The following is a 12,413-nucleotide window of genomic DNA, read 5'->3' as shown; positions in this document are numbered from 1 at the left end:
CCATGAGTTCAATTTGGAGAGAGACAAAATAGGAGGAACTACTGTATGAGTGAACTGAAATACAAATTGCTTGCATTGGATATGGATGGAACATTACTTAACGATAATCATGAAATTACACAGGAGACCGCCAAGTGGATTCAAATTGCCATTCGTCGGGGTGTACATGTGTGCCTTTCTACGGGAAGAGCCGTATTCCACGCAATGCCTTATGCTGTCCAACTTGGACTGGAGACACCGATGGTTACCGTTAACGGTAGTGAGGTCTGGAAAGCTCCGCATGATCTGCATATGCGTCATCTGATGGACCCGGCATTGATTCGCAAAATGCAGGAGATTGGTGAGAAATATAACAGCTGGTACTGGGCATACTCCGTGGAAGAACTGTTTAATCGTGACCGCTGGATCGACAATATTGAAGGTCTGGAATGGTTGAAATTCGGCTTCAATACGGAAGTGGATGAAGTGCGTCACCAGATCATGATGGAACTGCAACAAATGGGTGGTCTGCAAATGACCAACTCCTCACCCGTTAATATTGAGATCAACCCTGCTGGGGTATCCAAAGCAAGTGGTGTAGCGGAAGTCTGCAAGCTGCTGGGCATTGAGATGTCCGAAGTTGTTGCTGTCGGAGACAGTTTGAATGATCTGGCTGTCATTGAGGCGGTAGGTCTTGGTGTAGCGATGGGTAATGCGCAAGAGCAGGTGAAGGAAGCGGCTGATCTGATCGTAGCGAGTAACAATGAAGACGGCATCGTCGAAGTGATCCGTGAACATATTTTGAAGGGGGAGTAACCTTTGCTCGCAACCGTTGCCTGGATTTTAATTGTACTGCTGTTTGCAGTGGGGATGGCTGGAACGGTATATCCCATACTGCCTGGTGCTGTAGCGATTTTCTTCGCGTTTCTGGTCTACGGCTGGTTCTTCAGCTTTGATCCGTTTGGTGTGTGGTTCTGGATCATTCAGATTCTGATTGTTGTTGTGTTGTTTGTGGCTGATTATGTCGTCAGCGCTTGGGGCGTGAAGAAGTTCGGTGGCTCCAAGTTATCGACAACGCTCAGCACCATTGGTGTTATCATTGGTCCATTTGTCATTCCGGCATTTGGACTGGTGCTGGGACCATTTATCGGTGCTTTTATCGGGGAACTGATCGGAGGGTCTTCACCTTCCAAAGCGTCGAAAGTTGGATTTGGTTCCGTTGTGGGGCTATTTACGAGTACTGTGATGAAAATTATTTTGCAAATCGTCATGATTGTTCTCTTTATTATCTGGGTGGTAAGATTCGCCTAAACGTTCAGGATTAGCTTCAACGGGATGCACGTCCGGTGTGGAGGAAAGAAGGGGAATTCGTTTGTCTAAGAAAGAAACATTCATTAGGGGTACGCTCATTCTGGCGGCCGCTGCGCTGATCGCAAGAGTACTCGGATTGGTTCAACGGGTGCCGCTGGAGCATATCCTCGGCGATATAGGTAACGCATCGTTTACGATCTCCAATACGGTATATTTAATGCTGTTAACTGTAGCAACGGCGGGCATACCGAGTACTCTGAGTAAAATGGTATCGGAACGATATGCGCTCGGACGCGCGGGTGAAGCTCAACAGATCTACCGTGCAGCCCTTATCTTTGCAGCTGTGGCCGGGGTAGTCATGTCTGCTTTATTGTGGATCGCGGCACCTTATTATGCCACGTATGTCTCCAAAGTACCGGAGTCAGTCAGCGCCATTCGCGCCTTGGCTCCAGCCTTGCTGCTCTTCCCGGCCATTGCAATGATGCGAGGATATTTCCAGGGACGCGGCAACATGACAGCAGGCGGTATTTCACAGATCGTGGAACAGTTCGCCCGTGTAGGTACAGCCGTTATCGTGGCTTATGTCATGCTGCAATGGAATTATGATGATCAGACGATTGCTGCGGGTGCTTCATTTGGTGGGGTATTAGGAAGTGTGGGTGCCTTCGGTGTCATGCTGTACTTCACCTTGAAGCTGCGTCGTAGCGACCGTGCGGCCCAATTGAATTACGAGCGTGCAGAGCAGTTACCGATGCGAGGTATCTACAGTGATATCTTCAAGCTGTCTATTCCAATTGTGCTGTCTTCACTTGCGGTTCCAGCCATTAACTTCATCGATTCATCCCTTGTGGTACCACTGCTTAGTGGCCAGATCGGGCTCGAAGAGGCGACAGGCGTACTTGCGATCCTCGGTGCCAAGGCCCAAAGTATTGCGGGTATTCCGCCAATTTTGGCTATCGCTTTAAGTCAATCATTGGTGCCTGTCATATCGGCAGCATTTGCCCGCAAGGATGAAGCGCATCTGAAGAGTCAGGTTACACTTGCGTTGCGCATTTCGATTCTGACAGGTATGCCGATTGTCATTGCACTTTGTGCGGCAGCGTATTCGGTCAACGGATTGCTGTTTACCAATCTGGATGGAACGCCGATCATTGCCTTGTTAACATTCGGTACCATTTTCCAGATTACGATGATGACCACCAACTCCATTTTACTCGGGGTAGGGAAACCGCGGATTACGATGATCAGTGTCGCAGCAGGTGTTGTGATCAAACTGATCGCAAGTCTGATTCTGGCGCCGATCTTTGGCATTTACGGCATCATTATTGCAACAGCCCTTTGTTTCCTGGTCATCACGTACCTGAATCTGCGGGTCCTTCGCAAAATCGTTGATTTCTCCATCATGGGAGATCGTTGGAAAGGGTTTATCATTACAGTGTTGCTTGCAGCAGGTGTAGGATTTGCAACGAACTGGATTGGGAATATGATCTTTGGACTGTTCCTGCCAGCGCGTGTATCCTTCTTGTTTACCTGCCTTGTGGTTGGTATGCTTGTTGTGGTGGTGTATCTGGTTCTCATGGTTGTGCTGCGTGTACTGCGCAAGGACGAGCTGGGCAGTTACCCTCGTATTCTGCAAAAAATTCTTCGTCCACTTATGCGTCTTCAACGTGGAGCTGGGCAAAGAGGGTAAAAATGAAAAAAGCATCATCTATGCTCCAGAATTTTTTGTGAAAATAGGATACAAGCTCTGTCTGCTATTGAAGCGGACAGGGCTTTTTGTTTAGTTCAGGCAAAGCTTAGGCCGAATGGGTTGAGCATTAAGCAAGCAAGCCTGAATTAGCTGTACTTCAGGTATTCGCATGTATGATGTGGATTAGCATTTTCCATATGATCTTCAACATTAGTGTGTGATGGCTTTAGCATCATGAGCCAGTGCCGTTTTCAGCATGCCATACCGGTGTTCGTGACTAATCTCAAACAGCCATGGCCGACGTGGTGCCGTCAGATAACCGAGACTATCCCGAGACTGAAGCCAGTCATGTCTGGTGATCGGTTCATAAGGCGTGTCCCCCCATACGGAAAGTAGTTCCGGACTATATAATCGTTGCCCTTCTGGAAGCCATTCTTCATCCAGTAACGCCTGAGCGTATAATGTATGTTCACCCGCCTCGTCTTCACGATTGGTAAACAAGCCAGGCCAATATTCAGCGCGCGAGCCACGATGAGGAACCAAACGTGCGAACTCCAACACTTGTGTGTGTACTTGCTCCACGCCAAACAATAGGGCATATAGCCCTTTGCCAAACATGATTCGCTCATCCAGTTTGCCAAAATGTTCAATGACGCGTCCTGCGAGTCCTGCTCCCCGTCCAAGAGGAAAGACGATATGATTCAGACCGGCCAGATTATGCAGATGGAATGCGGGTTTGGAAAGTACTTCTTTTTGAAAATAAGGATGCTGCACCACCCGGCTCTCGATATAGTTCTGCTCATTAATAATTAATGCCACACTTAGCAGTGAACTGCATCGTTCCAGCCAAAAGCGTTCCCAAAACGGAGTCATAAACGCCGATACGTGAAAGTGCGACAAGAGATGGAAACAGCTACGTCCGATCCGGCGACTGTTCATATACAGCAGAAGCTGTGGATAGGCATCCTGGAAAATGAGTGCATTGCACCGCTCCAGTAGCCGATACATATGCTCGCGATCACTTTGATTCTGTAGGTTATGCATTAAGTCACTCTGAAGATCTGTCATGTGATATCCGCCGTTGCGAGAGACCATATGGGCCAGCAGTGCCCAATGCAGTTCGGGACATTGCTCATAACATTCCAGATAGGCTGCCGTGCGGGTGATATTACTCCGATTGTGCTCCTGAGTCAGTGTCTTAATCTCTTCCAGAATGATGCAATCTTCTTCGCAGACGAGTGCGCTTTGAACCTGGTCCGTGCGTGCAAAAGACTTGCCGCTGGCAGGTAACAAACGCTCCACCTCAGACTGTAAGGCAGCTGCCGTATCTGTATCCCACTCGATGTCACGCAATGGGTGACGAAGCTGTGCAGAAGCTTGCCATGCAGCCTGTTTGCCACGCCATATTTCCCGGGCAGCACCCGGAATGGAACGGACCATCTGCAGGAGGGACCCGTGATGTTGTTCGCTGGAAGAATCGGTTCTGGTGGAAGTCATGATGTGACATCCTTTCATGATGTTCTGAGTTTAAATTCACAGACCATGTGGTTTATTCTAAGTATGCGCTGATTATTTGACTTCCACTCGCCAATTTGCTTCACTTAGGGTAAGACAAGGTACAGAAAGGGAGATGACCGAATGGAACAGATTACTTCCAAACCGGCTTTTGATGTAGCCATCCAATCCCCACGTTTGACAATTGCCGTATTCAAGGCAGACTGGTGTGGTGACTGCAAATACATCGATCCGTTTATGCCTGAGGTTGAAGAGAAATATGCACGTGAACTGACCTTGATTGAGGTCGATGTGGATCAGGTTGGAACGGTTAGTGAAGAGCAGAATATTCTGGGCATTCCAAGCTTTGTGGCGTATACAGATGGCCGTGAACTCGTACGTTATGTGAACAAGCTGCGCAAGTCGAGAGAAGAGATTGAGCAGTTCTTAGATCGAGCAGTTGAGGTGTACAACACGATTCATAAATAATGTTATATAAGTTCAACTAATGAATATTTACACAGGCACTACGATGTCAGAATAACCTTCCGATCGCTGTTATCCCCAGATTTCTGTGATCCCTTTTATAAAGGGAAAATCCGGGGATAAAGGCGAACGCTTCGCTTCTCTGGTTATTTCTGTCCTCTCCGTTATTGTGTAAATGTTTCATTGAACTTATATAAAAGTATGACAGGTTCATGTTGTAAAAGGGTATAATAAAAAGAACGCCATTTCTCTTGAAATAGGGAAATGGCGTTTGTGTGTTCAGGATTCTGTTTAAGACACAATTCAACTGGCATATCCCTCAATTACATATCCTCAATGACCTGTGGGTCATTATTTCACCAGACGTTAACATTTTGTCACAAAGCGCGACGTCAATGAACATTTTATCCGTTATAATGAATTTAGTTGTGAAATAAGTGTCAAAGTACCGAAACAAGCGGAGAATATTCTTCGCCATCTTAAACCAACAGCGGGTGAGAAAAAATTGAAACACTTAACTTTGTTTAAATGGTTAACCGTATTAACCTGTCTTGTCATGTTTCTGGCCACTTTTGGCGGAGGCATCGTAACCAAAACGGAATCAGGCCTTGGCTGCGGAACAGAATGGCCTTTATGTAACGGAAAACTCGTTCCCGCACATACTGTGGCTTCACTCATTGAATATTCCCATCGCGCTGTAAGTGCACTGGCTGGACTGTTGTCCATTGCCTCGTTTGTTGCTTTTCTGCGGTTTGGCAAGTCACGTCGTGACCTGCAATTGTTTTCTTTCTTAACTCTGGTATTTGTTATCGTCCAGGGAATCATGGGGGCTTTTGCCGTTGTCTTCTCCCAATCTTCAGCAGTCATGGCACTGCATTTTGGTTTTGCACTGATTGCTTTTGCCAGTTCCCTAATGATGGCGTTGGGCATCAGGCAGGAGGCCAAAGATGGCGGATTGGAGCGCCTGAATAAATACCCTCGGGTTAGCAAAAAATTCAGGAATCTGGTCTGGTTCTCCACCATTTACACATATCTCGTGGTATACACGGGTGCATTTGTGAGTCACACGGATTCTGCCGGCGGATGCTCGGGATTTCCGCTTTGTAACGGTCAGATTATTCCTGAGCTTTCGGGTGGGGTAGCGGTTGCTTTTGCTCACCGTGCAGCAGCTGCGTCGCTCGTGATTGTTATCGCGATCCTGGGTCACTTCGCTTACCGTAATCATCCGGACAACAAGGAAATGCGTACCCTTGGCGTGGTATCCGTTGTTCTCATTCTCATGCAAGTAGTCATTGGTATTTTCATGATGGTGACAATGAACCGTCCGGAAGTATACATGTTCGTAGCTCTTGCTCATATGCTGGATATCGCCATATTGTTCGGGGTTTTAACCTATATGAGTTTCCTGGTGTACAAGCTACATCGCCCGGCTAATCGTTTCTAAGATATAGATCCATTCTTTTTCCAAAGGTACTTGGGCTAAATATGAAAGTCCACCATCCAGTGATGTACATCATTGGACAGGTGGACTTTGTTTGATGTCAGGGGGATCAGGGCAACCTATGGCAAGCAGCAATTACACGGAATGGATGATGTGTTACGTTTACGGTGATGAATTCTTGTTGATTTGGAAAAGAGGAGGTTAGATATGCTGCGAACGTTGTTGGGGGAAAAGCCACGTATAAACGAAGGTAAATTGAAAGCAGCGATGGACGCAATGGCGCATACGCTTGAGCTATTTCAACGACAAATGCATGTGGACCAAGATCCCACGCATGACTATCGGAAACTGTATGTGTGGACTCAGGGACTCATCTCCTCACTGGATGAACTGGAGCAAAGCTGTTTCGCTGCTGCTCATTTTCGTAAAAAGGTCGTTGCAGGTTCAACGGATGATATGACGCCGACTGAAAAAGCCGAGTATGCTCGGTATGTGTATTTCTACAAAGATGGCTTTATCCGCTGCTTTGCCATTCTGGATAAAGTCGGCACGGTATTAAATGAAATATTCCAGTTGAATACTTCAAATACCAAAGCGCATTTTTCTTATTTTACTGTGTTAAGGCAGTTCGACTATGCGAGGGAACATCATGATCTTGCGTTGCTATTAATACAGATCAAGGACTCTTATCGTGAACCGATGAGCAAGCTGCGCAAACGACGTAATATGGAAATTCACTACATGAACTCAGAAATGCACGATGACCTGTGGCAGTTACATCAGACCTTGCAAGGTAAAGTGAAATTGGAGGATCTGAATCAGCATGTGCAGGAAATGCGTCAGGGCGTCGATATGGTCTGTGAAACGTTAACAGCCTCTTATAGTTATATCAACAAAATATGGAAAAGAAATAATTCCCTTTGACAAATCGGAATACTTGGAATATACTGAGTTTCAATCAAATGTTACACGGATATAATTGATATTTCAAAAGTTACGTTCACATTATAAAGCATAAACTACATGAACTTATAAAATCCTACAACAACATATTTCTTATCGAGAGCGGCGGAGGGACAGGCCCGATGAAGCCCGGCAACCGATTTGTAACGACATGATACATGTATCATTCGTTATAGATGTTAGGTGCTAATTCCTACAAAATGGTGCAAGACACGATTTTGGCAGATGAGAAGGTATATTCTTTCACGTGAAGAGCCCTCTTTGTATCTGCAAAGGGCTCTTTTTTTGTACTTTAAGGGGAGTTTTCCTTTAGATCGGGTAAAGATACATGTAGGTGGTTGGAAAGGGGCAAGTGCGATTGATTGAATTAAAAGGTTTAACGAAAACGTACGGCAAAGGGAAAAAATCTACAACAGCGTTATCCGAGCTGAATTTGAGCATCCAAAAGGGTGAAATCTACGGTGTGATTGGCCATTCTGGAGCGGGCAAAAGCACATTGATTCGCTGCATTAATTTGCTGGAACGGCCTACGGAGGGTGAGGTATGGGTCGACGGAATCAACTTGACTGAACTGAGCAAAACCGAATTGCAGCAACAGAGACGCAAGATCGGGATGATTTTTCAACACTTTAATCTGTTATCTTCGGCAACGGTATATGACAATGTAGCTTTTCCACTAAAGCTTGTGAATACACCCAAGGAAGCCATTGATCGCAAAGTGAAGGAAATGCTCGCACTGGTTGGTCTGGAGCACCATAGCAGCAAATATCCGGCTCAATTATCGGGTGGACAGAAACAACGTGTAGGGATTGCGAGAGCACTTGCAAGTGATCCAAATGTACTTCTCTGTGATGAGGCTACTTCGGCACTTGATCCGCAGACGACAAATTCAATCCTGAAGTTATTGCTCGACATTAATGAAAAGTACAACCTTACGATTGTGCTGATCACACATGAGATGCATGTCATTCAGAACATCTGTGACAAGGTGGCTGTCATTCATCAAGGTGGCATTGTGGAACAAGGACCTGTAACAGACGTGTTCTTGAAGCCGCAGCATGCGATTACGCGGGACTTCATGATGCGTGACCATGAAGCTGGACTTGCTCTGGAAGAGACCGCTCTGGCAAATGCAGGCGTTGAATTGCAGGCAGGTGCTGCTTCCAAACTTGTGAAGATATCCTTTCTGGGTAACAAAACGTATGAAGCGATTTTGTCTAGAACGGTACGTAAGACAGGCGTGGATTTTGCCATCCTGCAAGGTACAATCTCTACGATCAAACAGGTTCCTTATGGGCAGCTGACCGTTCGGTTCGAGGGTGATTCAAATGCGATTGATCGGACGATATCAGAATTAACCGCTGAGGGACTTGATGTGGAGGTGCTTCGTTAGATGGATTTTTCAACAGTTCGCTGGGAAGAGGTTGGTAAAGCCTCCATTGAGACACTGCAAATTTTGGGTGTATCAGGCTTGTTTACCGTAATTTTTGGTTTACCGCTCGGAGTGCTGCTGTTCATGACAGCACGATCTACTTCGATCAAGTCACGGACAGTGTACACTATACTATCCCTGATTGTGAATATTTTGCGCTCAGTCCCATTTATCATATTGATTGTTGCTCTTATTCCGTTCACTCGTTCACTCGTCGGTACTGCTACAGGTGTGTTAGGTGTTATACCACCTTTAGTTATTTCAGCAGCTCCTTACTTTGCTCGATTGGTGGAGACGACGTTGCGAGAAGTTGATCGGGGTGTCATTGAAGCGGCACAGTCGATGGGTGCTTCGACCGGACAGATTGTAAGACGGGTATTACTGCCTGAAGCGTTACCTGGTTTGGTTGCTGGGATAACCATTACCATCGTTACGCTTGTCTCTTACACGGCGATGGCGGGCATGGTTGGTGGTGGAGGTCTAGGAACGCTGGCAATCAACTATGGGTATTATCGTTATCAAAATGAAATCATGATTATATCCGTAGTGTCGATGATTATTCTAGTGCAAATTCTCCAGATGGCTGGAGATCGCTTGGTTACATTTTTCACCAGGAAATAACACATAGATAACATGATGGATATGCATTCATGCGGATGCCACATGAAAAAATGATTAGAGAAGGGGTTTTACACATGAAAAAATGGTCTTTTGCTCTACTTAGTCTTATGTTGATTGCGGTTCTCGCAGCTTGCGGAAACAACAAGGACGCCGATAGCGGCGCAGACAATTCAGCAGGTGCACCACGTACAGTTGAATTGAAAGTTGGAGCTTCACCTACACCACATGCAGAGATTCTGGAAAGCATCAAGCCTGAACTGGAAGCACAAGGTATTCGTCTGCAAGTCGTTACATTCAATGACTATGTACAACCCAATCAGCAGCTTGCTGATAAAAAATTGGATGCAAACTTCTTCCAGCACCAACCTTATCTGGACACAGAGAATAAAGAACGTGGATTCAACCTCGTTTCTGTAACACCTGTTCATGTTGAACCTTTTGGTGGATACTCCAAGAAGATTAAGTCTTTAGATGAATTGGCTGACGGCGCAAAAGTAGCAATTCCGAATGACCCATCCAATGGTGGACGTGCACTGTTGCTGCTCGCGAAGGAAGGCATTATTACGCTGAAAGACAACACAAATATCACATCTACGATTCAAGATATCACAGCCAATCCGAAGAACCTGGATATCATCGAGCTGGATGCAGCCATGATGCCTCGTCAATTGGATGAAGCAGATCTGGTATTCATCAACGCTAACTATGCGCTTGAAGCGAACCTGAATCCGGCGAATGATGCTTTGCTGATCGAAGATCTGCAAGGTAACCCATACGCCAACATCCTCGTTTCCCGTGAGGACAACAAGGATGCAGATGCAATTCAAAAACTGGCTGCTGCTCTGCACTCCGAAGAAGTGAAAACATTCATCAAAGAACGTTATAAAGGTGCAGTTGAACCTGCAACTGAATAATTCACGATATGTATGATATGATGTGAAGCTATTAAGAATAAGCCGTATATCTCTTCTGAAGAGATATACGGCTTATTTTATGTTTCCTAAGTCTGTGCTGACGTGGGATCAATAAGGGAAGGGTTAGGGCTTATCTTGTTTCTCCACGTCAGATTGATGTCCAGATTGGCGGTAGTAAGATAATTCATTCTGATCAGCATACTGCTGCTCATCTGCTTCTTGCAGGTACGTTCTCTCGGAGGGAGAGAGTGTTTCTTCTTCTCCGTGTGAGCTTTTGATCTTGTATCTGATCCACCCAATCAGACCGAGAACGACAACGAGGATCAAAGCCCATCCTTTTTTGAGCAAAAGAAGAGCACTGAATTTCTGGGAAGCTGTGTACCCGATCCCGCCCATCAGAAGACTGTTGAGTCCTATGGTGGATGTTTTGTCAGTCGAAGCATTGTACTCCTCGTAGGTGTATCCTGCATTGATGCTCAGCTTATGAAGTACGGTTTCCTCGAATGCCTGACGGCTCTGTTGAAAGTTGGCCGTATCTGTAACCAGAATGGCTGTGATGTATCCTTCGCGTGTCAGGAGTTTTACATTGTAATTGACCATGGCTTGCTGATCAGCATTCTTGAAACCAAGGGAGTAAACCAACTGATGTTTGGCACTGTCATATGCCGGTTCGATTTCCCACCCCGTTATGTACGTTCTATATTCAGGATCAAGTTCTCTGTTATCTTCTTCTGTGCCTCGGATATAACTGCTTAACAGCTCTTCGGCATTCAAATTTTGATCGTCATCATGGATATGACCCGTCTTCACGTACTCGAACACAACATACCACGAGCCGAATTCGCTATTGCTGGTTAGGCTTCCGATTTCATTCCCGTTAGGCTTCCCATCACTGTTAAGTATCGAGCGTTGGGTATTGGGCTTATCCAGATAGGAATGGCTTTCAGGGACTTCCAGGGTGGCCTTACCGTCCAGAGAGACAGATGCTGGTCCAGTAATCCAATCGTACTCATCAGGTGCTTGCTCATTCTCACTTGCCGCTGATACCTGTAAGGCACTAAAGACTGTGAATAAACTCAACATTAAAAGTGTAAGAAATGATATCCATCTTCTGTTCATTATATTCATGTAGTGGTCCTTTCGGGTTATATCCTCGACAGTACCATAGGTGTTTGTTTTCAATCAAGATATATTTGGAATTAAAGGTGGATAATCCCTTGTGGATAAGCGAGTTGTAGGAGGACGATAAATCTTTTATACTGGATAGTGACTGCTCTTTGAAGAGGGGGATGAACGTGAAGGGAAAGATTGCCCTCATAACGGGAAGTGCCAAAGGTCTTGGTAAAATGACGGCCCTCAGTCTGGCAGATCAAGGGTGCCATATTGCCCTCAACTATGTACACAGCAGAACAGAAGCTGAGGCTTTAAAGGCTCAGATTATAGCCAAGGGTGTGCGGTGCATTGCCATCCAGGCTGATATATCCAAGGTGGAAGATATCTCTTCATTGGTTGAGCAGGTGGAAGGTAACCTGGGCAGCATTGATATTTTGGTGAATAACGCAGGTCCATTTGTCCGTGAACGACGATTATTTGCTGATTATTCTGAAGCTGAGGTCCAGATGCTTGTGCAGGGAAATCTGTTGGGACCGATGTTACTGGATCAGCGTGTTTTGCCAGAGATGAGACGCAAGCAATGGGGACGCATTATCCATTTTGGCTTCAGTCATGCTGGAGAAGCGAGATCTTGGCCTCATCGCGCCGTATATGCGGCTGCCAAGGTGGGTCTGGTATCTTTTACAAAGACACTCGCGGTTGAAGAAGCCCCGTATGGAATTACGGTTAACATGGTATGTCCAGGTGACATTCGTGGTGCGAACAAAGAGAAAACGATTGATGAAATGGCAGGTATCACCGACGAGGAAACGCCAAGAGGGCGCCCAGGTAGCGGTGAAGACATTGCACGAGTGATTACGTATCTGTGCCTTGATCATTCCGATTTTATAACAGGTAACATTATGGATGTATCTGGAGGACTTGATCCGATTCGTCCCACCATACAGCGCGAGGATACTTAAAAGGTGA

General features: G+C 46.0%; 12 protein-coding genes and 1 riboswitch. Of the genes, 10 read left to right on the top strand and 2 right to left on the bottom strand.

Going from position 1 to position 12,413, the window contains the following annotated elements; genetic code table 11:
• The first annotated feature begins 45 nt into the window (after nucleotides 1-45).
• The 3 genes from MKY44_RS23500 to MKY44_RS23490 all read left to right on the top strand — a co-directional run bounded on the left by MKY44_RS23500 (nucleotide 46) and on the right by MKY44_RS23490 (nucleotide 2,980).
• Nucleotides 46-795, top strand: coding sequence for a Cof-type HAD-IIB family hydrolase (locus MKY44_RS23500; RefSeq protein ID WP_341008834.1), 750 nt, complete (start codon nucleotides 46-48; stop codon nucleotides 793-795).
• Nucleotides 796-849: 54 nt separating this feature from the next.
• Entirely contained in the window at nucleotides 850-1,290 is a 441-nt protein-coding gene (locus MKY44_RS23495; RefSeq protein WP_047841365.1) for a DUF456 domain-containing protein, read from the top strand.
• Between the two features lie 61 nt (nucleotides 1,291-1,351).
• Nucleotides 1,352-2,980, top strand: a complete 1,629-nt coding sequence (locus MKY44_RS23490) for a putative polysaccharide biosynthesis protein (protein WP_341008833.1) — start codon at nucleotides 1,352-1,354, stop codon at nucleotides 2,978-2,980.
• Nucleotides 2,981-3,190: 210 nt separating this feature from the next.
• Here MKY44_RS23490 and MKY44_RS23485 read toward each other — a convergent pair whose 3' ends face one another.
• Complete coding sequence (locus tag MKY44_RS23485; protein ID WP_341008832.1) at nucleotides 3,191-4,477, bottom strand: DUF2515 family protein; 1,287 nt, start codon at nucleotides 4,475-4,477, stop codon at nucleotides 3,191-3,193.
• Nucleotides 4,478-4,618: 141 nt separating this feature from the next.
• Between MKY44_RS23485 and MKY44_RS23480 the strand changes: the two genes are divergently transcribed.
• From MKY44_RS23480 to MKY44_RS23455, 6 genes are all read left to right on the top strand, one after another.
• Nucleotides 4,619-4,963 (top strand): thioredoxin family protein, encoded by a 345-nt coding sequence (locus MKY44_RS23480; protein ID WP_017692403.1) that lies wholly within the window; start codon nucleotides 4,619-4,621, stop codon nucleotides 4,961-4,963.
• Between the two features lie 502 nt (nucleotides 4,964-5,465).
• Nucleotides 5,466-6,404: a COX15/CtaA family protein gene (locus tag MKY44_RS23475; RefSeq protein ID WP_036605745.1), complete on the top strand. Its 939-nt coding sequence runs from the start codon at nucleotides 5,466-5,468 to the stop codon at nucleotides 6,402-6,404.
• A gap of 204 nt (nucleotides 6,405-6,608) precedes the next feature.
• Nucleotides 6,609-7,325 carry a Cthe_2314 family HEPN domain-containing protein gene (locus MKY44_RS23470; protein WP_341008831.1) on the top strand — a complete coding sequence of 239 codons (717 nt, stop codon included), beginning with the start codon at nucleotides 6,609-6,611 and terminating at the stop codon, nucleotides 7,323-7,325.
• A gap of 129 nt (nucleotides 7,326-7,454) precedes the next feature.
• Nucleotides 7,455-7,596: riboswitch (SAM riboswitch) on the top strand.
• 126 nt (nucleotides 7,597-7,722) lie between these two features.
• The gene (locus tag MKY44_RS23465; protein WP_340934490.1) at nucleotides 7,723-8,757 is read left to right on the top strand and encodes a methionine ABC transporter ATP-binding protein; all 1,035 of its coding nucleotides are present in this window, start codon (nucleotides 7,723-7,725) and stop codon (nucleotides 8,755-8,757) included.
• Entirely contained in the window at nucleotides 8,758-9,417 is a 660-nt protein-coding gene (locus MKY44_RS23460; protein ID WP_341008830.1) for a methionine ABC transporter permease, read from the top strand. It begins immediately after the preceding gene.
• A 74-nt stretch (nucleotides 9,418-9,491) separates the two neighbouring features.
• Complete coding sequence (locus tag MKY44_RS23455) at nucleotides 9,492-10,331, top strand: MetQ/NlpA family ABC transporter substrate-binding protein (RefSeq protein ID WP_036605748.1); 840 nt, start codon at nucleotides 9,492-9,494, stop codon at nucleotides 10,329-10,331.
• Nucleotides 10,332-10,454: 123 nt separating this feature from the next.
• Here MKY44_RS23455 and MKY44_RS23450 read toward each other — a convergent pair whose 3' ends face one another.
• Nucleotides 10,455-11,459: a DUF2167 domain-containing protein gene (locus MKY44_RS23450; RefSeq protein ID WP_341008829.1), complete on the bottom strand. Its 1,005-nt coding sequence runs from the start codon at nucleotides 11,457-11,459 to the stop codon at nucleotides 10,455-10,457.
• Between the two features lie 167 nt (nucleotides 11,460-11,626).
• Here MKY44_RS23450 and MKY44_RS23445 point away from each other — a divergent pair, with 167 nt between their 5' ends.
• Complete coding sequence (locus MKY44_RS23445) at nucleotides 11,627-12,406, top strand: SDR family oxidoreductase (RefSeq protein ID WP_017692411.1); 780 nt, start codon at nucleotides 11,627-11,629, stop codon at nucleotides 12,404-12,406.
• The last annotated feature ends 7 nt before the right edge of the window (nucleotides 12,407-12,413 follow it).

Origin of the sequence: Paenibacillus sp. FSL R7-0026, assembly GCF_038004485.1 — a bacterium.
Taxonomy (GTDB): Bacteria; Bacillota; Bacilli; order Paenibacillales; family Paenibacillaceae; genus Paenibacillus; species Paenibacillus xylanexedens_A.
This window is presented reverse-complemented; position numbering and strand designations above follow the sequence as displayed.